This is a genomic window from Paralysiella testudinis, from assembly GCF_016894345.1.
GTDB classification, from domain to species: Bacteria; Pseudomonadota; Gammaproteobacteria; order Burkholderiales; family Neisseriaceae; genus Paralysiella; species Paralysiella testudinis.
Map to the genome: position 1 here is coordinate 1660895 of NZ_CP069798.1, position 19512 is coordinate 1680406.

The 19512-nt window shown below is 50.4% G+C and carries 20 protein-coding genes; 7 read left to right on the forward strand and 13 right to left on the reverse strand.

Annotated elements, in window-relative coordinates:
- Window positions 1–132 precede the first annotated feature (132 nt).
- From uvrA to ubiM, 4 genes are all read right to left on the reverse strand, one after another.
- The gene (gene uvrA, locus JQU52_RS08630; protein ID WP_379062072.1) at window positions 133–2958 is read right to left on the reverse strand and encodes an excinuclease ABC subunit UvrA; all 2826 of its coding nucleotides are present in this window, start codon (window positions 2956–2958) and stop codon (window positions 133–135) included.
- A 320-nt stretch (window positions 2959–3278) separates the two neighbouring features.
- A complete protein-coding gene (locus JQU52_RS08635) occupies window positions 3279–4088 on the reverse strand; it encodes a basic amino acid ABC transporter substrate-binding protein (RefSeq protein WP_452434138.1) in 810 nt (269 codons plus the stop codon).
- 274 nt (window positions 4089–4362) lie between these two features.
- Window positions 4363–5121 (reverse strand): IS5 family transposase, encoded by a 759-nt coding sequence (locus tag JQU52_RS08640; protein WP_230338109.1) that lies wholly within the window; start codon window positions 5119–5121, stop codon window positions 4363–4365.
- A 281-nt stretch (window positions 5122–5402) separates the two neighbouring features.
- On the reverse strand, window positions 5403–6641 hold the full coding sequence (gene ubiM / locus JQU52_RS08645) for a 5-demethoxyubiquinol-8 5-hydroxylase UbiM (protein ID WP_230338110.1): 1239 nt from the start codon (window positions 6639–6641) through the stop codon (window positions 5403–5405).
- 149 nt (window positions 6642–6790) lie between these two features.
- Here ubiM and JQU52_RS08650 point away from each other — a divergent pair, with 149 nt between their 5' ends.
- The 6 genes from JQU52_RS08650 to JQU52_RS08675 all read left to right on the forward strand — a co-directional run bounded on the left by JQU52_RS08650 (window position 6791) and on the right by JQU52_RS08675 (window position 12242).
- Window positions 6791–7426, forward strand: coding sequence for a Smr/MutS family protein (locus JQU52_RS08650; protein WP_230340555.1), 636 nt, complete (start codon window positions 6791–6793; stop codon window positions 7424–7426).
- Window positions 7427–7496: 70 nt separating this feature from the next.
- Complete coding sequence (locus JQU52_RS08655; RefSeq protein ID WP_230338111.1) at window positions 7497–8156, forward strand: YecA family protein; 660 nt, start codon at window positions 7497–7499, stop codon at window positions 8154–8156.
- 12 nt (window positions 8157–8168) lie between these two features.
- The gene (locus tag JQU52_RS08660; RefSeq protein WP_230338112.1) at window positions 8169–8696 is read left to right on the forward strand and encodes a DUF2062 domain-containing protein; all 528 of its coding nucleotides are present in this window, start codon (window positions 8169–8171) and stop codon (window positions 8694–8696) included.
- Window positions 8666–9208, forward strand: a complete 543-nt coding sequence (locus tag JQU52_RS08665) for a DUF4157 domain-containing protein (protein ID WP_230338113.1) — start codon at window positions 8666–8668, stop codon at window positions 9206–9208. The genes JQU52_RS08660 and JQU52_RS08665 overlap by 31 nt, the downstream gene beginning before the upstream one ends.
- A gap of 446 nt (window positions 9209–9654) precedes the next feature.
- The gene (prmB, locus tag JQU52_RS08670; RefSeq protein WP_230338114.1) at window positions 9655–10557 is read left to right on the forward strand and encodes a 50S ribosomal protein L3 N(5)-glutamine methyltransferase; all 903 of its coding nucleotides are present in this window, start codon (window positions 9655–9657) and stop codon (window positions 10555–10557) included.
- 266 nt (window positions 10558–10823) lie between these two features.
- Window positions 10824–12242, forward strand: coding sequence for a tyrosine-type recombinase/integrase (locus tag JQU52_RS08675; RefSeq protein WP_230338115.1), 1419 nt, complete (start codon window positions 10824–10826; stop codon window positions 12240–12242).
- Between the two features lie 50 nt (window positions 12243–12292).
- Here JQU52_RS08675 and JQU52_RS08680 read toward each other — a convergent pair whose 3' ends face one another.
- From JQU52_RS08680 to JQU52_RS08710, 8 genes are all read right to left on the reverse strand, one after another.
- The gene (locus JQU52_RS08680) at window positions 12293–12511 is read right to left on the reverse strand and encodes a hypothetical protein (RefSeq protein WP_230338116.1); all 219 of its coding nucleotides are present in this window, start codon (window positions 12509–12511) and stop codon (window positions 12293–12295) included.
- 86 nt (window positions 12512–12597) lie between these two features.
- Entirely contained in the window at window positions 12598–13005 is a 408-nt protein-coding gene (locus JQU52_RS08685) for a hypothetical protein (RefSeq protein ID WP_230338117.1), read from the reverse strand.
- A gap of 14 nt (window positions 13006–13019) precedes the next feature.
- Window positions 13020–13349 carry a barstar family protein gene (locus JQU52_RS08690; protein ID WP_230338118.1) on the reverse strand — a complete coding sequence of 110 codons (330 nt, stop codon included), beginning with the start codon at window positions 13347–13349 and terminating at the stop codon, window positions 13020–13022.
- Window positions 13346–13528 carry a ribonuclease domain-containing protein gene (locus JQU52_RS14865; RefSeq protein WP_379061903.1) on the reverse strand — a complete coding sequence of 61 codons (183 nt, stop codon included), beginning with the start codon at window positions 13526–13528 and terminating at the stop codon, window positions 13346–13348. Before JQU52_RS14865 ends, JQU52_RS08690 begins: the two co-directional genes overlap by 4 nt.
- Window positions 13516–13827, reverse strand: coding sequence for a barstar family protein (locus JQU52_RS08695; RefSeq protein ID WP_230338119.1), 312 nt, complete (start codon window positions 13825–13827; stop codon window positions 13516–13518). The genes JQU52_RS14865 and JQU52_RS08695 overlap by 13 nt, the downstream gene beginning before the upstream one ends.
- On the reverse strand, window positions 13824–14129 hold the full coding sequence (locus JQU52_RS08700; RefSeq protein WP_230338120.1) for a ribonuclease domain-containing protein: 306 nt from the start codon (window positions 14127–14129) through the stop codon (window positions 13824–13826). The genes JQU52_RS08695 and JQU52_RS08700 overlap by 4 nt, the downstream gene beginning before the upstream one ends.
- Window positions 14130–14649: 520 nt before the next feature.
- Window positions 14650–14886 carry a hypothetical protein gene (locus tag JQU52_RS08705; RefSeq protein ID WP_230338121.1) on the reverse strand — a complete coding sequence of 79 codons (237 nt, stop codon included), beginning with the start codon at window positions 14884–14886 and terminating at the stop codon, window positions 14650–14652.
- Complete coding sequence (locus JQU52_RS08710; protein ID WP_230338122.1) at window positions 14886–18368, reverse strand: hemagglutinin repeat-containing protein; 3483 nt, start codon at window positions 18366–18368, stop codon at window positions 14886–14888. Before JQU52_RS08710 ends, JQU52_RS08705 begins: the two co-directional genes overlap by 1 nt.
- Before the next feature lie 30 nt (window positions 18369–18398).
- Here JQU52_RS08710 and JQU52_RS08715 point away from each other — a divergent pair, with 30 nt between their 5' ends.
- The gene (locus tag JQU52_RS08715) at window positions 18399–18941 is read left to right on the forward strand and encodes an RNA 2'-phosphotransferase (protein WP_230338123.1); all 543 of its coding nucleotides are present in this window, start codon (window positions 18399–18401) and stop codon (window positions 18939–18941) included.
- Window positions 18942–19136: 195 nt separating this feature from the next.
- On the opposite strand, the gene JQU52_RS08720 is transcribed toward JQU52_RS08715, so the two are convergent.
- The gene (locus JQU52_RS08720; protein WP_230338124.1) at window positions 19137–19502 is read right to left on the reverse strand and encodes a hypothetical protein; all 366 of its coding nucleotides are present in this window, start codon (window positions 19500–19502) and stop codon (window positions 19137–19139) included.
- Between the last annotated feature and the right edge of the window lie 10 nt (window positions 19503–19512).

The following is a 19512-nucleotide window of genomic DNA, read 5'->3' on the forward strand; positions in this document are numbered from 1 at the left end:
GCGTTACCATGCAATATGCTTGCCATAAGTCGGTCTCTTTATAATTGGGGTAATGATACTCCATAAAATTCAGGGACTAAACAATTAAATATGCTCCAATATAATTGTTAATTTATTTTAAATATGTCGAGATTATTTAAATATCTCTTTCAAATACTTCCCCGTATAACTCTTCTTACTCTTCACCACTTCTTCCGGCGTACCCTTAGCAATAATTTTGCCGCCGCCATCGCCGCCTTCGGGCCCCAAGTCGACAATATAATCCGCGGTTTTAATCACATCAAGATTGTGTTCGATAATCACAATCGAGTTGCCTTTGCCTTTTAAGCGCTGGATAACGTCCAGCAGCAGGGCGATGTCGGCGAAGTGGAGGCCGGTGGTGGGTTCGTCGAGGATATAAAGGGTGCGGCCGGTGTCGCGTTTGGAGAGCTCGAGCGCGAGTTTTACGCGTTGGGCTTCGCCGCCGGAGAGGGTGGTGGCGGATTGGCCGAGGCGGATGTAGCCCAAGCCCACGTCCATTAAGGTTTGCAGTTTGCGCGCCACGGTGGGCACGGCGTCGAAAAATTCGCGCGCTTCTTCTACGGTAAAATCCAGCACTTGGCTGATGTTTTTACCTTTGAATTGCACTTCCAGCGTTTCGCGGTTGTAGCGTTTGCCGTGGCACACTTCGCAGGGTACATACACATCGGGTAGAAAGTGCATTTCCACTTTAATCACGCCATCGCCTTGGCAGGCTTCGCAGCGGCCGCCTTTGACGTTGAACGAGAAGCGCCCCACGTTGTAGCCGCGCTCGCGCGACAGCGGCACACCGGCGAAGAGCTCGCGAATCGGCGTAAACAAGCCGGTGTAGGTGGCGGGATTGGAGCGCGGGGTGCGGCCGATGGGGGATTGGTCGACATTAATCACTTTGTCCAGATGTTCCAGCCCGCTGATGTCGTCGTAGGGGGCGGGCTCTTCGTGGGCGCGGTTGAGCTCGCGGGCGGTGATTTTGGCCAGCGTGTCGTTAATCAGGGTGGATTTGCCGCTGCCGGACACGCCGGTGATGCAGGTAATCAGCCCCAATGGCAGCTCTAAAGTGACATTTTTTAGGTTGTTGCCTTTGGCACCTTTCAATACCAGCATGCGCTCGGGGTTCATCGGGGTGCGGCTTTCAGGCAGCCTAATGGCTTGTTTACCGCTTAAATACTGGCCGGTCACCGATTCGGCGCATTGCTCGATTTGCGCGGGTGTGCCGGCCACCAGCACTTGGCCGCCGTGTTCACCGGCGCCGGGGCCCATATCAACCACAAAATCGGCTTCGCGAATCGCGTCTTCATCGTGTTCGACCACAATTACGCTGTTGCCCAAGTCGCGCAGGCGTTTGAGGGTGGCGAGCAGGCGGTCGTTGTCGCGCTGGTGTAGGCCGATAGAAGGCTCATCCAGCACATACATCACGCCGGTGAGGCCGCTGCCGATTTGGCTGGCCAGGCGGATGCGCTGGGCTTCGCCGCCGGAGAGGGTGTCGGCGCTGCGGCTTAAATTGAGGTAATCGAGACCCACATTAATCAAAAAGCCCAGCCGTTCGCTGATTTCTTTGAGGATTTTTTCGGCAATCTGTTTTTTGTTGCCTTCTAGCGCCAGCTCGTTGAAAAACTGGTGGCTGCGGGTGAGCGGCCAGGCGGAGATTTCGTGCAGGGGCTGCTGGCCTACATACACATAGCGGGCTTCTTTACGCAGGCGCGCGCCGCCGCAATCGGGGCAGGCACGGTGGCTTTGGTATTGCGCCAATTCCTCGCGCACGGTGGGCGAATCGGTCTCGCGGTAGCGGCGCTCTAGGTTGGGCAAAATGCCTTCAAAAGCATGCTCGCGGTTGAAGGTGGTGCCGCGCTCGGATAAATAGCGGAATTCAATCACTTCTTTACCCGAGCCGTAGAGCACGATGTGGCGGATGTTTTCAGGCAGCGTTTCAAACGGGGTGTTTACATCAAAGCCGTAGTGCTTGGCCAGCGATTGAATCATTTGGAAATAAAAAGTGTTGCGTTTGTCCCAGCCTTTAATGGCGCCGGCGGCCAGCGACAGCTCCGGGTGCAGCACCACGCGCTCGGGGTCGAAAAAGTTCATGCTGCCCAAGCCGTCGCAAGTGGGGCAGGCGCCCACGGGGTTATTAAACGAAAACAGGCGCGGCTCCAGCTCTTGCAAGCTGTAGGAACACACCGGGCAGGCAAAGCGGGCGGAAAACCAGTGTTCGCTGCCGCTGTCCATTTCCAACGCCAAGGCGCGGTCGTTGCCGTGGCGCAGGGCGGTTTCAAAGCTTTCGGCCAGGCGCTGTTTGATGTCAGCGCGCACTTTGACGCGGTCGATCACCACATCAATATTGTGCTTGAGGTTTTTTTGCAGCTTGGGCACGTCTTCCAGCGCATACACTTCGCCGTCTACGCGCACACGCGCAAAGCCTTGCACTTGTAAGTCGGCAAACAGGTCGACAAATTCGCCTTTGCGCTCGCGCACCGCCGGCGCCAATATCATCACGCGGGTGTCTTCAGGCAGCCCTAAAACATGGTCTACCATTTGCGATACGGTTTGGCTGGCCAAAGGCTCGCCATGCTCGGGGCAGTGCGGCGTGCCCACGCGTGCATACAACAGGCGCAGGTAGTCGTGGATTTCGGTAACCGTGCCTACGGTGGAGCGCGGGTTGTGGCTGGTGGATTTTTGCTCGATGGAAATGGCAGGCGACAGGCCTTCGATTAAATCGACATCGGGCTTGTCCATCATCTGCAAAAACTGGCGCGCATAGGCGGAAAGGCTTTCCACATAGCGGCGCTGACCTTCGGCATATAAGGTGTCGAACGCGAGCGAAGATTTGCCGCTGCCGGACAAGCCGGTCACCACCACCAGCTTGTGGCGGGGAATATCCAAATCCACGTTTTTCAAATTGTGGGTGCGGGCGCCGCGAATGCGGATGGTATCGTTATCGGACATGGTGTGTGTGCTTTCAGGCTGCCTGAACATTGAGTGCGGCAGCTTGGGTGTGGGCAATGGCGCAAAAGGCCAAAAGGAGAAACGGAATAGGCGATTATAGCAAATCCGGGGTGGGGCGGCAGAGCGGGATTGAGGGCTGTTTTAACGGCGTGGCATGATGGGTAAGCAAATTAGGGCTGGCGCCGATTTTAAGCAAGGCAAGCTTTGAGGAGATGCGATTTTGGGTGGTAACAATACAGATGGACGGCCATCATACAAGGCTGCCTGAAACAAAAACACCGCCGCAAAGCTAAAACCTTGCAGCGGTGCATGTGGCCAATTTATTTGGCGAAGTATTTGCTGTAAATCTGCTCGTATTCGCCGCTGTCGCGCACTTTTTGCAAAGACTGGTTTAGGGTTTGCAGCAAGGCGCTGTCCTCCGGGCGCACGGCGATGCCGTATTGCTCTACATCAAAATCGGGCACCTCCACCATGCTAAAGCCTTTGTCGCCGTTGTTTTTGATGTAATGCCCCACCACGGCGCTGTCGCTGACCATGGCTTGCACGCCGCCGCTTTCGATTTCTTTAATCACCAGCGGCAGGTTTTCAAAGCGGGCGATTTTGCTGCTGGTGGCACCGAGGATTTTTTGTGCCGCCAAGTCGCCGGTGGTGCCGGTGGTGACGCCCACTTTATCCAGTTTGGTGAGGTCGTTTACCGAGGTGATGCTTTGGCCTTTGGGCACCAGAATCACTTGTTTCACTTCAAAGTACGGCTCGGAAAAGGCCATGGTTTGGCGGCGCTCATCGGTGATGGTGATGCCGGAAATCAAAATGTCGTTTTCACCGCCTTTTAGGGTGGCGAAAATGCCGTCCCAAGGCTGGTTTTTGTAGCGCACTTTAAAATTGCCCGCGCGTGCCATGGCGTCCATTAAGTCGACATCAAAGCCGTGGATTTTGCCGTTGCTGTCGATGGATTCAAACGGCGGGAAATTGGCGTTCATGGCCACGTTGTAAACTTTATTGCTGCTGGTGGTGGCAGATGCGCTGCCGTCGCTGGCGGCGGATTGTGCCGGTGTAGACGGCTGGCAGGCGCTTAAGGCCACGGCGGCAGCGAGCAGGTAGGGCAGCGGTTTGGCGAATATGGATAACATCATCAGACTCCCTTGGTGGTGTGTGCCGCTTCTCATAAAGATTGTGGCGCGGGCAGGTGGTCAATTAAACAAGCCATGCCAGTGTATGCGGGTTTGCGGTGAAAGAAAAGCGCTTCAGGCAGCCTAAGAGCCTGTTCACAATCTTTTATTGTGCTGCTTTCAGTACATAAACAGGCGCATGCTGCGTTAAAAATGCGCGCCAAAGCGGGCTTTGGCTGTGCTTTTTGCCTTGCCTGCACCCGTTTCTGCACTAGGGTCTGTTCACAATTACTTGTCATAAAGGTAACCACATCACAATGCACCCCAATAAAACCGTACTGTGGAAGTTGCGTTTGAGCTTATCGTAACGGCTGGCAATCGCTCGGAAATGTTTCAAACGGCAAAAGGCATTCTCTACCAAATGCCTGATTTTATATAAATACCAGTCCATGTCTTTATTTTTCTCTTCCCTATTGCTTTTATAGGGAATATTGGCTTTCGCACCGCTTTGCTCTATTTGCTCCCTGAGCCGGTCTGAATCGTAACCTTTGTCCGCATTAACCAACTCAGTTTCGGTAAGGTTGATGTTGTCAAGCAGCTCCGGTGCAACGGCGACATCATGGATATTGCCCGCAGTAACGATAACCTCAACCGGATTGCCTGCAGCATCTACAGCCAGATGAATCTTGCTGGTTCTGCCGCCTCGGCTCATACCGATTGCGTGATCCTCTTGCGCACTGAGCGCTGAGGCGCAGTGTTGGTGAGCACGGATATAACTGCCGTCTATGGCTACCCACTCCAAGTCACTCTCTTGGCTGAGCTGTTTCAAGATTGCAGTAAAAATGCCTTTTTCTGACCAACGGTTATAAGCGGTATAAACAGTATGATACTTGCCGAAATACTCGGGTAAATCCCGCCACGGTATGCCGGTTCTTATTCTGTAAAGTATGCCTTCAAGAATTCTGCGCAAATTGGGTTTGCTATAAATACCCAAATCACGCAGAATAGGTAACAACTTCGTCCAATGTTCATCTTTGAGTAGTGTACGGGGCATCGCAGGTGTATTGGGGGAGGGTGAGAACTTCCTTTTATGCCTGCGTTTCTTTTTTATTCAAGGGTATGACAAGTAATTGTGAACAGACCCTAAAATCCGCTACAAAAAAGATTGTGAACAAGCTCTAAAAACAATCCATCCATTTTAGGCTGCCTGAAAAGCGGGATGATGCGGCGTACATGGATTTTGTTGATAGATTCAGTGTGGGTATTGGCAACGCGCATGAAAAACGCCGCCGGAATTCATTCCAGCGGCGTTTATCTTTGGCTGCCTGAAACCTGTTAACCGGTTAATTGGCGGCTGATTAAGTGCTTAATCGGCGGCAAGTTATTGCTCACGCGCAAAATTAATGAGCGCAATACTTTGGCCGGTGGCGCTTCGTTGGTAAACAGGCGCACCATTAAATTGGTGCCGTGATACAGCGGGCGGGTGTTGCGCATGTGTTCGCGCTGATATTGCGCCAAGAGGCTGCCTGAAGCAATGTCTTGCCCTTTTTGCGCGGCTTGGTTTACCAAACGCGCCAGAATATCGGCGCTTTCCAAGCCAAGATTGAAGCCGTGGGCGGTTACCGGGTGCATGCCCACGGCGGCATCGCCCACCAAGGCGCTGCGTTGGGCGTGAAAGGCATTGGCGTGCACGCCCACCAGCGGATAGGTGTGCAGGGTGCTGGCCAAGGTCATGCTGCCTAGGCGGCCTTGCAGCTGCTGTTCGATGTCGGCGGCCAAGGCTTCGGGGCTGAGCTTAAGCAGGCTGTCGGCGCGGTGGCTGTCGATGGTGACCACGCAGTTGGTGAGGTTTTCTTCCAGCGGCAGCAGCGCCAATGTGCGCCCGTAGTGGAAACATTCAAAAGCGCTGTGTTGGTTGGACACGCTGTGGCGCATGCGGAACACAATCACGGTGCGGCCAAAATCGTGCATATCGGCGGCAATGCCCAATTGGCGGCGGGTTTGCGAAAAACGGCTGTCGGCGGCCACCAGCAGCTTGGCGTGCAGGCGGCGGCCGTCTTCCAAGTTTACCGTGGCGGCTTCTTTATCGGTGTGCACGTCTTTCACGCCCACGCCGCACAATAGCTCGATATTGGTGCAGGTTTGCACCGCCGCATAGGCAGCGCGGCGGATGTTGTGGTTGGAAATCAAATAGCCCAAGGTGTCGGTGGGTTTGCCGCGCGCGCTCTTGGGCTGCGGAAAATGCAGCTGATAGCCGGAGCGTCCGTTCACTACTTTGGCGTCTTTGAGTTTGTAGATTTCGTGCTCGTCTACCCGCTGCCACATATCCAGCGCCTGCATGATTTCTTTGGATTTGTGCGTGAGCGCGATTTCGCGGCCATCGTAAGGCGGGTCGGCCAGCACGGTGGCGGGGCTTTTTTCTACCACCGTGATGCGCAAGCCGCTGGCGGCCACGGCGCGGGCAAAACTCAAACCGGCGGGCCCGGCGCCGATAATCACCACGTCGCGGTGCAAAACATCGCTGTCGGTGTGGTGTGGGAATAGGGCTTGCGCTTGTGTGCCGGATGCAGACATAAAACCACCTTGCAATAAACGGTAAAAACGGCCGCCAGCATAACCCAGATTAAGGCTGCCTGAAGCCAAATTTCACCGTGGCTTAATGTAAATCAAATCGGCACTCTGTTATGATACGGCCTGATTATTGTGATTTTGCCGTGCCCGCCATGAAAGCCAATATCCAGCAACAACTCAAACAACTGAGCCAAAGCGCCAAAGCCAAGCGGCAAGCCGCCGAAGCCGCCGCCGAAAGCCAACGTGCACAACAACGCGCAACGCAGCGCGACGAAATCGCCTTTGCCGCCGCCGTGGGCGAGGTAACACCGCTGAAAAACCGCAACCAATACCAACACCCGCGTGACACCCGCCCCATCAAACCGCGCCGCCAAAGCGAAGAAAGCTTGGCCGCCGAAGATTATTTTTATGTGGGCGCAGGCGCAGAAGATGCGGTGCCGGCCAACTTCAGCAAAAACGGCCAAGGCGAGCACGACATCCGCCGCCTGCAAGCGCGACACTGGCCGGTGGTGGGTTATGTTGATTTGCACGGCTACCGCCAGGAAGAAGCGCAGCAATTGCTGAATGAATTTGTGGACTATGTGCAGCAGCGCGGCGTGTGCGGCGAAGTGGTGCATGGCAGCGGCTTGGGCTCCAAAGACTTCGCCCCGGTGCTCAAAACCACCGTACGCCGCTGGCTGATGGCGCACCCGCAAGTGCTGGCCTATGCCGAGCCGCACAAAAACAACGACGGCGCAGTGCTGATTTTATTGCGCCGCCGGGCACGTACGCCGCAAGATGAGCGATGATTGGCCATCTTCCGTTTTCAGGCAGCCTAAACCACCCCTTTATCCACCGCCACCGCAAAGGATTTACCGCATGAGTACATTTACCGCAGCCCAACAACAGCAATTGGCCGATTTGCTCAACCAGCACGCCGCCGAAGGTAATACCATGCGCTTAGATGAGGTGCAGGGCTTTGTGTTGGCGCTGGTGAGCGGCCCCGATCCGGTGGACATGGCCGCGTGGCTGCCGGAAATTTTGGCCGACGAAGCCTTGTTTGATGAAAGCGAACGCGCCCAAGTGGCCGCACTGGTGAGTGCTTGGGCGGCGGCTTTAAGCGACAGCCTGCGCCAAAAGCAGCTGCCCGAATTGGTGCTGTATGAAGACGAAGACGGCGACACCGATTTCTATACCTGGTGCAATGCCTATCTGTACGCGCTGGATGTGGCGCCCACCGATTGGTTTGCCAGCGTAGACGACGAAGCGTTTGAAGACCTGTTTTACCCGGTGATGGCCTTGGGCGGCGTGTACGACGCCACCGAAGAACAAGAAGCGCTGTTTGAGATTAGCGGCAAAGAGCGCACCAGCCTGCAAAGCGATTTGCCGCACGCCTTATTGGCGATTTACCAATACTGGCAAGTGCGGCTGCACAAACCGGCCACCATCCGCCACGAAGGCGGCAAAACCGGCCGCAACGAACCTTGCCCCTGCGGCAGCGGCAAAAAATACAAAGCCTGCTGCGGCAGGCAAGCCTAAGGCTGCCTGAACGTGTTTAACCGCCTGTTGCAACGCATTCGTCAAAACCTGCCCACCCAGCAGCAGATTTTCGCCTCGCGCTGGGCGCGCCCGCTGGCGCCGTGGTTCGACAAACCCTATTTCTGGCACCTCAACCGCCGCCAAGCCGCCTCGGCAGTGGCGGTGGGCTTGTTTTGCGGGCTGATGCCCGGGCCCACGCAAATGTTGGCGGCATTGTTGTTGGGCTATGTGGTGCGCACCAATCTGCCGCTGGCCATGTTCACCACCCTGTATACCAATCCGTTTACCTATCTGCCGCTGTATTATCTGGCCTACAGCATCGGCCACTGGCTGCTCTACGCCAGCGCCCCCAGTGCCGAGCTGGTGTTTCCGGCGTGGGGCAGTGCCGACTATTGGCAGCAGCTGGCGCATTGGTTTGGCCAATTTGGCAAACCGCTGCTGCTGGGCGTGCCGGTGTTGGGCGGCAGCTTGGCGGCCATCGGCTATGTGCTGGTGTCGTGGCTGTGGCGTTGGCAAACCCTGCGGCGGCGGCACAAATGAAGGCGGTGCGCGGTTTAAGTGCGGCTGAAATCGCGCTGGCGCAAACGGTATTCCAACACGGCATTGATTATGCCGCCGTGCGCATTTACGCCGGGGCGTGGTGGCTGCGCTCCCCCAATATGGCGGTGGCGCCGGGCAACGGCATTTATTTCCCGCCCGCCCATTGTTGTGCCGATTTTGCCGCCGGCAGCTTAGGCCAGCAAGCGTGGCTGATTCACGAGCTCACGCATGTGTGGCAGCACCAGCAGGGTTTTCCGCTGTGGTGGGGCGGCTTGTTGCTGGGTTTGCGCGGCGCTTACCTACGCCGCCGTGGCTACCGCTATCCGCCACCGGTGCAAATAGCGCATTTAGGCTGCCTGAATATGGAACAGCAGGCCGATGTGCTGGCGCATTATTTTCTGGCCTGCCAACCTGCGCACACGCCTTATCAGCCACACATACCGCAATACCGCCGTTTATTACGTCCTTTTTGGGCGAACCCGCACGATGCCCGGCTGTTGCCGCGTTATTAACGGAAATTGCGTATTGATTTTTAAAGGCTGCCTGAAAAGTAAAAACCGTTATGGCCAAACTGGATTGGGCAATCCATATGGGGTCGGATTCTTGAATCCGACAACTGCCCGAATGCTTCAGGCAGCCTGAACGAAATAAGCGGTAACAAGGTTGTGCTGTATGCGAATGTACAATTTCTATTATTAACTTGAAGATACCCACTTATTGGTAAAGGCTGCCTGAAACCCTTGTGCTACAGCCTCCGTCGCACCTGCGTAGGCAGGTGCCCAGTTCAAAGCATCGCTTTGATGTTGCTAAGCCGAATTGCTTTTAAAAACCAGTGGATAACTGAATTAAATGCAGCCGATGCGACATATTTTTCAGGCAGCCTTGATACACAACTGCGTCACTTCAGTTCTATTATTAAAAGCTTTTAATTTAACTGCCTCATTTTTAGGAACCCACCATGTTTGCCCAAGCTGCCACCCATTTAAGCACCGTGCGTGATGTTTTGCGTTTTGCCGTGAGCCGTTTTAACGAAGCCGAATTGTTTTTCGGCCACGGCAGCGACAATGCCTACGACGAAGCCGCTTATTTGATTTTGCACACCCTGCATTTGCCGCTAGAGGAATTGGCGCCGTTTTTGGATGCTAAATTGCTGCCGCAAGAAAAAACCGAGCTGTTGGCCTTAATTGAGCGGCGCGTGCATGAGCGCGTGCCGGTGGCTTATCTCACCAATCAAGCTTGGCAGGGCGATTTTGAATTTTATGTGGATGAGCGGGTGATTGTGCCGCGTTCGTTTATCTACGAGCTGCTGGGTGAGCCGTTGCGCCCGTGGATTGAATACGACGAGCTGGTGCATCGTGCGCTGGATTTATGCACCGGCAGCGCCACCTTGGCAATTCAAATGGCACATCACTACCTTGCTGCCCATATCGACGCAGTGGATTTAAGCTTGGACGCGCTGGAAGTGGCCGCCATCAATGTGGAAGCCTACGATTTGGGCGAGCGCATCAGCCTGATACACACCGATTTATTTGAAGGGCTGGAGGAGCGCTACGACCTGATTGTATCCAACCCGCCCTATGTGGATGCCGAGTCGGTGGCCGATTTGCCGGAAGAATACCTGCATGAGCCTGAGCTGGCTTTGGGCAGCGGTGAAGACGGCTTGGATGCCACCCGCCAAATCATCCAAACCGCAGCCAAATACCTCAACCCCAAGGGCGTGCTGTTGGTGGAAATCGGCCACAACCGCGATGTGCTGCAAGCTGCCTTCCCCGAGCTGGCGTTTACCTGGCTGCAAACCAGCGGCGGCGACGGCTTTGTGTTTTTGCTCACCCGTGAGCAATTGTTGGGCGAGCAGGCATAAAGGCTGCCTGAAAAGAAAAAAGACAGCCAAACAGGCTGTCTTTTTTTAAATTTTTGGTCGGAGTGAAAGGATTCGAACCTTCGACCCCTTGCACCCCATGCTTTTATCTTAAATAACAATTGAACTTCATCGGATAAGATTGGATATTTAAATAATTTAAAATCAAATATTTAATATTTAACCTATATATTTTCACTCCAAGGGCATACAAAGAGATACGATGAAAGCTTATAATTTGTCTACCCCATTGTCTACCCCGCAGAATTATGACTACTCGATACCCAAAATCCGGCAAAGGAACACGTTGGACCAATATTGAACTCAAATCTATCTCTGCCGATTGGAAAGGTGACACCCTAAGCGACAGTGCAGGCTTGTTCGGTGAAGTTCGGGTTGCTTTAAATGGACAAGTTTCAATTCGCTTTAAATATAGCTTTCGATGGCAAGGAAAAGCTTCTTGGTTTGCTTGTGGTACTTATCCAAAAGAAAGTATTGCTGCTATTCGTAAACAAAGAGACCAGGCTCAAGCTTGGTTAGGAGAAGGGCTGGATCCGCGTTTACAAAAGCAAGTTGAGAAAATTGAAGCTGCTGATGAGCAGAAAAAGATTATTGCGACTCAGCGGGCTGAGGCCACCGCCAATAAGGATTTCAAAGAACTATACGAGCATTGGCTGGCAGAAGGTGTTTCCCGTAAAGATGGGAATACTGCTTTAATGAGAGTATTTACTAAAGATGTAATTCCCCTGATTGGCAAAATACCGGTGAAGGATTTAACAGCCAAGCACCTTATGGATATCTACCGTACTATTTTGAAACGCGGTACAGAAACCAAGCCTCGAGAACGCAGTGTTATTGCGCTGGCTGCAGATATCCGCCAGTTATTCAATTGGGCCGAGCAACGCCAGCCTTGGCGTGCTTTGTTGATTGATGGTAATCCTGCTGCATTGGCAAATGAAAATATATTGATTTCGGATAATTATACCGATGAGCGTGATAGAGTATTGAGCGAAGATGAACTATTCAAATTAAATAAAATATTTCAGCATGAAACTGCCGCATTTCAGCAAGCGGATAATAAACGCTCGGCTTTAAAGCCGTTTAATCCTATCTATCAATGTGCCATTTGGATCTGCTTAGGGACATTAAGCCGTATTGGAGAATTGTCTTTGGCTCGCTGGGAGCATATTGATTTTGCCAATAGGATATGGTTTATTCCTAAAGAAAATGTTAAAAGTACACGCGGTAAAAAACAAGATCACTATGTTCATTTATCCGATTTTGTGCTACAGCATTTTTTACAATTATGCACACTGACAGGGAAGTCATTATGGTGTTTCCCCTCTTCACGCTCTGATGTACACATCGGCACTAATGTTATCAGTAAAGCTATTGGTGATCGGCAGATTAAATTTAAAGACAGATCCAAAACACTGGATGGCCGAAGAAATGACAATACGTTGGTGGTGGGTAATGAAGCTTGGACACCTCATGATTTAAGACGCACCGGTGCTACCATGATGCAGGCTCTGCACGTAGATATGAATATTATCGACCGTTGCCAGAATCATGTATTGCAAGGTTCTAAAGTCAGAAGGCATTATTTAAAATTTGAATATGTAGAAGAAAAGAAAGCTGCATGGGATATCTTGGGGCAGAAGCTTCAAGAAATTTTGAAAAATAGTTGAAAATAGAAAAGAGATTTTGACGACAAATTTGAGTATTAAGTTGCGGTATATTACTCAACTTTAATTGTTTTTGGCAGGGTTTGGGTGAGGTAGATGGCGGCGGCTTCGCTGCCCACTGCGGCAACGGCACCGCTGCTGGCGTTGCCGCCGTTCACATAGGCCAGAGTAGCGCCGAGGATGGCATGGCTGAGCAGTTGGGCGGTTTGATTGGGGTCGCTGCCGTTGTGGCCGAAGGTGTTGCCGATGGTGGCCGCGGCATACGGTGCCAAGGTATTGGAGGCTACCTGAAGCCCGCTTTGGCCGCTTGTTGGTATTGCTGTGATTGAGTATTCAATAAAGTGAATCTCAGAAATTTTTAGTCAAAATTAATTGTACATGTATTTAATTCAATAGTCCTGCCATCAAATAAATGTAAATATCTACCATCTATTTGGGCTAACAAAGACCCTTGTGATTTAGCACCTTCTTCAATATCTTTTTTCCAACCCACTAAGTCACCATGATAAGTTAATGAATGAAATGAAGTTCCATCTGGTAGCACAATGCAACAGCCACTTTCATTAACTCCTCCAAATTTTGCAAATGGAGGATTCGTGTAGTTTGTAATACTACGAAATTGTTTACGATGATTTCCTTTGGGAGGTACAGAAAAATAAATTACTTCTGCCCCATCTTTTTTAAAGACACCAGGAATTATACGAGCATTATTCTGTTCAAGTTTTCCTCCTAGTGCAGTCTCTAGGTGTTTAAGTTGATTTGTCATAACAGTTTTATTGCTTATTCTAAACATAACTTAAATGGTGAATCTTCTGCATATTGTGGCCACTGGTGCCATGGATAGTTTTCAGCATCTCTTAAGGTTTCAATAATTAAATTGAAATATTCTTCACCTAAATTCTGTTTAGATATCTCCGAGTTTGTCCAATGCAATATACAGTTCAATCCAGCACCACAAGTCATGACATCCCATAAGACATCTAATACTGGCACGCCTGCCGAACCTTCAACATAATTTTCAAAATGCAATATCTTATCTAGTTGTATATAAAAATCAATTTTTTCTTTTATATCTCTTCCATCAATATAAAAATGCTGTTGTTTTATCATTTCCATTTCCCCATTGGTAATATAGTTTTATGATCTCTGCTAAAATAAAGCATGCCACCATTAGAATAATACAATCTCTCCTTACCCCTAGTTTTAGTTCCTTGATAATTGATATCAGCCTCATACCACCTTCGATTTGGTGCAGATGGCAGTAGTTTTTCTCTGCTTATTCTAAACATAACTTGAATGGGACATAATCCTCTGTCCAAGTAACGTTTTCCGCCATTTTTAAAATATCAACTATTGCATAAAAATGCTCTTCTCCCAAGTTTTGCTTAGATATTTCTGAATGTTCCCAATGCAATACACAGTTCAATCCAGCACCACTACTTAATATATCCCATAGAGCATCAAGATTGTATCCATAACCATCAATGAAATTTTTAGCATTTAATAAATCACCAATTTTTTTATGGAAATCAGCTTTTGTTTGTATGCTTTTCCCATTTAAATATAAATCATTAATACTTTTTTTCATTTCCATTTTCCTATTGGTACAACGGTTTTGCTGTGCTCGCGCGTAAAATACAACAATCCATCATTTGAGTAAAATAATCTCTCGTTGCCTCTAGTTCTAGTTTCTTGATAATTGATATCAGCCTCATACCACGTTCGATTTGGTGCAGATGGCAGTAGTTTTTCTCTATTACTATAAGGCTCACCGCCAATAGTTTTACCATTGGGGACATGGTTTCCAGATTTCCAGCCCAAAGCTTCTGCTTCCGCTTTGGTTATAAAATTAGGTGGTAATTTTCCAGTCTGCTTTAAACTATCAACCATATTATTTGCAGCAATAAATTATTTCTTGCCAACATAAAACTCACCTTCTCCGCTAAAAGATATCGATATATCGTACTCAAAATAAATTTTAATTATTTGTTGTAAATCAATAAAAAATTCTTCTATATGCAACAAAGAAAGGCCGTTTAAAGTTTTATAAATAATTTTATCGTTTTCAATGCAATCATCAAATATTGGTGGTGTCCTGAAAAGTATGCTGCCTATATTTTAGGCAAAATATAGAATCATTATTTACATAAATGGTGCAGAAAAAACCTGTGTTTATATACGTATCCATTTGTCTAAACCATGACTCTTTACTTTGCCTGCTCTTGCTTTTTTCAGCAGCATACTTTTCAGGACACCACCAAATATTTTACTATAATGTGTTGCAAGCTCTACACTATTTGTATGATAAACAACTCCACATAGAATTTTCAAATATTCCCATCCCCCCTTAAAAAATATTCATAATTATTCGTTTTTAACGCGATTATTGATAGTTAATGATACATAAAAGCTACTCAAAAGAATCAAAAAATGTAGCTACAACACTTCCAACTATTGGTAAAATAATTAATAATTTTATTACTCCACTTTCATTAACTGAATTCCAATATTTTGGAATTGATATATTAGACCCCATAAAAAAATCAATAACAGGCCCAAACAGAAATACAAGTATTCCTAAGGAAATAAAGGATATAAAATATGATGTAATAGTATATAAAATAAATATATATAAAATTCTTTTCATTATTTTCCTTCCTTATTTTGTATAGTGTGGTTGATAAATCCTTTACCTGCTTCTCCTAATATACCCCCTCCAATAGTCCCTGAGGTGACAGGAATATTAGAATATCTATCTTGTAAAATAGGATTAAATGGCACATACACGTCTCTAGGGCGCGTAATAAAAGTATTAAGCCGTTCATTAAAATATTTAGTAATGGGTTTGCCAGCATGATAGCCAATTACAGTGCCCGCAACAGTACCGGGAATATCATTTACCGGATTTTGTCCCTGTATAAATGATGAAGTTGCACTACCCGCGGTATTGATTAGCACTTGCCCGCCCAAATTGTATTTGGATGCAATACCACCGGTTACGGAATCAATAGCTACAGCGCCTAGGTTTACTTTTCCATCATTCTGAATTGCTTGGCTGGCTGCTGAAATACTGCCATTGATTGCAGCATTTTTAATGGCAACTCTACCTGCTTGTGTCGTTGCTGCTTGTAACATCATACCGGGAACGCCTGTTGACAAAGCCGCATCGCCAACCGGAATGGCTGCAGGGCCTAATGTGGCTACCGCATAGGGTGATGCGGCTACACCAACGCCAACTACGGTTATCTTCCTTAATCCTCCTGCCAATTCCATGGCTCTTGCATGCTCAGGTGTTCGCGACAACATTTTCGCTGAAGCAGGCGATATAGCTTGTAGAAAATCATTATTCTCCACCGCATTCTGCCCAATTACCCCCGCCACTTGCGCATTAAACGCCGCACCGCCATCACCCGTTGCACCCACCACCGATGCAATCGCACCGGTAACGGAGCGAATCTCGGCTTTGATGGGTTCAGGCAGCAGATTGGGGTTGAATTCGCCGGTATTGGGGTCAATCGCGGTTTTGCCGTCGTTGTATTGCTGGGTCAGGTATTGGGCGGTTTTTTCTGCCGCTAGGGTGGCGCTGCCGCCGGCCAGCGGGTCGGCACCATTCACATAGGCCAAGGTAGCGCCAAGGATAAAGTGCCCTACGGCTTGTGCCGTTTCGTTTTTATTCTCACCATGGCCTACGGTGCTGCCGATACTGGCTGCCGCATAAGGTGCCAGTGTATTGGCGGCTACCTGAAGATTGGTCTGCCCGCCGAGGGTGCCGGTAATCAGGGTGGTGGCGGCATTTAAGGCACGGCTGTTACTGCCGCCGATGCCCCAGTCTTTGGCTTGGTTATCTGCTTGTGCATAAACGGTATCATTCCGCAGCATTTCGGTATGTTGCCCGTTTGTGTCTTTGGCCATAAAGCGTTCATAGCTGCCATCGTTTTGCGTTTTCAGGCGGTTGGTGTAATCCGCTTCGGCTTGTGCCTTTTCTTTGGCCGCCGCTTTAACCCGGTCGCTGCTAAAGGTGCGTGCCGCTGTGGCAATGGTGGCGGTAGCTTGAGCCACGGTTTTTTGTTGCGTCAGCACGGCCTGCAAGTCGGGCAGCTCGGCCAGTTGGCGGTGGGCGCTGGCCGGGTCGCTGTGGATGCCCAGTGCTTCTACTGTGGTGGCTTTGCCGCCGATGGTGAGGTTGCCGGCGCTGAGGGTGGCACGGGTGGTGCTGCTGTCGTTGCCGCCGGTTTGCTGCGGTAGGCTGGGGCTGTAGTTAAAGCCGCCGTCGCCGGCGTTGTTGGCAAAGGCTTGGCCCAGTTTGGTGTCTTGGAAGGCGGCGTTGTCGGCGTTTTGCCCCGGGCTGTTGCTGCCGTAGCTGCCGGCCAGTGCGACGCTGCTGGCGCTGTAATTGCTGTGGTTGCGGATGTCTTCGAAGCTCAGTTGCTTGGTGGTGAGTTGGTTGTGCTCTTTGGCCGCGGTAGAGGCGATGGCGCCGCCTTTGAGGTGGACGCTGTCGGCGTTGATGTGGTAGCCGCCGTCACCGGCAAACAGGCCGCTTTGTTGGTTTACGGCGCTGAGGCTGCCTGAAGTTTTGTCGCTGCTGAAGTTGCCACTCGCTTCCCAGGCGGTGCCGAAGGATACTTGTACGCGCACGCCGGCGCCGGTTTGGCTGCTGCTTTGGTCTACTTGGTCTTGCAGGCTTTCGATATGCAGTTTGCCGCCGATGTCGGCATCGATACGGTTGGCGCTGGCGCTGGCACCTTTAAGGGTGGTGTCGCCTTTGCTGTTGAGAACGAGTTTGTTGGACTGCAGGGTGGTGTTGCTGTGGGTGTTGGCGTCAAGCTGGTTCTTGCCGCTGCCCCAGCCGGCTTCGCCGTAAACGTAGACGCCGGTTTGCGCGCCCACGGATACGCCCATGCCCACCGACAGGCCGGCGTTGCTGTTTTTACCGTCGGCCTGTTGTTGGCTTTGACCGGATTCGAGGATGATGTCTTTGGCCGAATTCAGTGCGATGGTGTCGCCGGCTTTGATTTGGCTGTGCTGGGCGCGGATGTCGCCTTCGCGGCTGGTGAGGCTGATGTTGCCGCCGGCGTTCAGTGCATTGCTCTGGCTTTGGGCATAGCGGCTGTCTTGTTGGCTTTTGCTGGTTTTAAAGCCGGTGCCGGTTTCGGCTTTAAAGAGGGCGCCGCCGTTGGCCACGGCGCTGTAGACTTGGTAGCCTTGGGCGGCAGCGGCCATGCCTTGCAGGGCTTGGGTGCGGCCGTCGGCTTTGTTGTTGACGGCGCCGTCGAGGGCGTTGACCAGGTCAATCAGCGGCGAGGAGATTTTGCTGAACTGGCCGACTTTAAGGTCTTTTTCAGACTGGTGGCTGGCACCGCGGTTGTGGTCGGCCAGAATGTCGATGCGTTGGGCATCGATGCTGATGTTTTGCCCGGCATGGATGTCGGCCACTTGTTGGGTGTAGTTGCCGCCGGCCTGAATGCGCACGTCGCCGCTTAAGCTGCCGATTTGGCTTTTGATTTGCTCGACTTGGTTGCCGCTGTTGTGGCTCTTGTGGCTCATATAGCCGTCGAAACGCTCGGTGTCGGAGATTTGGGCGGAGCCGATGCCTTGGTTGTGGCTCTGCTCGCTCTGACTGCGGCTGTTTTGGGTGGCGCGGATGTTGACGTGGCGGGCGGCATTGATGAGGTTGTCGCCGCCGGCAACAACGGTGCTGCCAAGGATGTTGATGTCGCCGCTGTCGGTTTGCAGGGTGGATTGGCCGCCTACGGACAGCAGGGTGCCGGTGGCTTTGTCCAGTGCGCCTTCGCCTTGGTTTTTGTCGTGGTACACACCGGCGGGGCTGAGGTGGTCGCGGTTGTCGATGGCAAAGCCGCTGCGGCGGCCATCGGCCGTTTGGCTGTGGCTGTCGGTGGCAAAGCCGAGGTTGATGTTGTTTTTGGCGTGCAAAAGGGCGTTGCCTTCGGCGCTAAGCTGGGCGCCTTGGCTGTTGATGTCGCCCGCGGTGGCGATGATGTTGAGGTGGCGCCCGGCCACGGCGGCGGTGGTGACGGCTTCGCTGCGGCTGCTGTCTTTGACGTTACGCTCGCTACTGGCACCGGCTCGGATCACCACCGGGGTGTTGGCGGCCATGACGGCTTTCATATTTCTATCAATAAATGGTATTCTACAGACATGAATAAAAAATCATCCGAAATTAGTAAATTTTTAAGCTACGTGCTTCGTCATGAGCCGCAGGCCATTGGTTTGCTCTTGGATCGTGAAGGATGGGCCGTAATCAGTGAATTAATTGTCCAAGCCAAACAAGCGGGGCAGAATTTAAATGACACGCTTATCCGTGAAATTGTAATCAATAGCGATAAGAAGCGTTTCGCTATTTCTGAAGATGGTTTACGTATTCGGGCGGTACAAGGCCATTCAACCAATACGGTAGCAATCGCGCATGCAGAGAAAATCCCACCTGAGTTTCTGTATCATGGCACAGCTACACGGTTTTTAGATTCGATTTTGCGTGAGGGATTAAAACCCGGATCGCGCCAGTATGTCCACCTTTCTGAAGATATGGAAGTAGCTACGGCTGTTGGTCAGCGTTATGGCAAGCCCGTGGTGCTTAAAATAGAAGCTCTACGAATGCACCAGCAGGGCTTGAAGTTTTTTCAGGCTGAGAATGGTGTTTGGCTTACTAAGCAAGTGCCATTTAGATATATTCAGAGATAACTTGGCAAGTTTGAATAATTAGTAAGCAATGATATATACTGTCTCTTGATTTGGTTTGTGGAGAAGCTACTTTATTTATGGAATAAACCCTCTACATTTCTAATAGGGGAAGCGTAAAGGATTTTTATGGTTTTTTATAAAGCAAATGATAATATTTGTATCAAAATACAAAACTCAAACATTTTCTTTACAGAATTATTCTGATTCCAAGGATGACCATTCCGCTATATCATCAATTACAAATTTTGCCCATTCCCAGAAGTCCTCAAATTTTTTAATCACTTCAAAACCATTATTAATCCAACCCTGAATTAAAAATATACCAACAACCTTATCATCTTTGACTGAAAAACAGGCAAGATCATCATTGTCTTGGCGACGGGCAAAGACAAGCAACTTTTCATTTACAATGTCAGGCCATGATTCTGTTGCCCAAAATATTTCTTCAGATGAAACAAAATACCAAGGTTGAAGTTGAGTAAAAGCATCAAAACCAACTAGCTTTTTGTCAATAAACCATTCATAACCTTTTGGTATAATTGAAAGATAATTTTTAAGCATTATATATATT

What these genes read in the sequence shown, in the direction of transcription:
- JQU52_RS08695 (WP_230338119.1), bottom strand. Translation starts at nt 13,827, where the DNA reads ATGAAAAAAAGTATTAATGATTTATATTTAAATGGGAAAAGCATACAA.
- JQU52_RS08700 (WP_230338120.1), bottom strand. Translation starts at nt 14,129, where the DNA reads ATGGTTGATAGTTTAAAGCAGACTGGAAAATTACCACCTAATTTTATA.
- JQU52_RS08685 (WP_230338117.1), bottom strand. Translation starts at nt 13,005, where the DNA reads ATGACAAATCAACTTAAACACCTAGAGACTGCACTAGGAGGAAAACTT.
- JQU52_RS08715 (WP_230338123.1), top strand. Translation starts at nt 18,399, where the DNA reads ATGAATAAAAAATCATCCGAAATTAGTAAATTTTTAAGCTACGTGCTT.
- JQU52_RS08710 (WP_230338122.1), bottom strand. Translation starts at nt 18,368, where the DNA reads ATGAAAGCCGTCATGGCCGCCAACACCCCGGTGGTGATCCGAGCCGGT.
- JQU52_RS08635 (WP_452434138.1), bottom strand. Translation starts at nt 4,088, where the DNA reads ATGTTATCCATATTCGCCAAACCGCTGCCCTACCTGCTCGCTGCCGCC.
- prmB (WP_230338114.1), top strand. Translation starts at nt 9,655, where the DNA reads ATGTTTGCCCAAGCTGCCACCCATTTAAGCACCGTGCGTGATGTTTTG.
- uvrA (WP_379062072.1), bottom strand. Translation starts at nt 2,958, where the DNA reads ATGTCCGATAACGATACCATCCGCATTCGCGGCGCCCGCACCCACAAT.
- JQU52_RS08720 (WP_230338124.1), bottom strand. Translation starts at nt 19,502, where the DNA reads ATGCTTAAAAATTATCTTTCAATTATACCAAAAGGTTATGAATGGTTT.
- JQU52_RS08655 (WP_230338111.1), top strand. Translation starts at nt 7,497, where the DNA reads ATGAGTACATTTACCGCAGCCCAACAACAGCAATTGGCCGATTTGCTC.
- JQU52_RS08640 (WP_230338109.1), bottom strand. Translation starts at nt 5,121, where the DNA reads ATGCCCCGTACACTACTCAAAGATGAACATTGGACGAAGTTGTTACCT.
- JQU52_RS08650 (WP_230340555.1), top strand. Translation starts at nt 6,791, where the DNA reads ATGAAAGCCAATATCCAGCAACAACTCAAACAACTGAGCCAAAGCGCC.
- JQU52_RS08705 (WP_230338121.1), bottom strand. Translation starts at nt 14,886, where the DNA reads ATGAAAAGAATTTTATATATATTTATTTTATATACTATTACATCATAT.
- JQU52_RS08690 (WP_230338118.1), bottom strand. Translation starts at nt 13,349, where the DNA reads ATGATAAAACAACAGCATTTTTATATTGATGGAAGAGATATAAAAGAA.
- JQU52_RS08675 (WP_230338115.1), top strand. Translation starts at nt 10,824, where the DNA reads ATGACTACTCGATACCCAAAATCCGGCAAAGGAACACGTTGGACCAAT.
- ubiM (WP_230338110.1), bottom strand. Translation starts at nt 6,641, where the DNA reads ATGTCTGCATCCGGCACACAAGCGCAAGCCCTATTCCCACACCACACC.
- JQU52_RS14865 (WP_379061903.1), bottom strand. Translation starts at nt 13,528, where the DNA reads ATGTTTAGAATAAGCAGAGAAAAACTACTGCCATCTGCACCAAATCGA.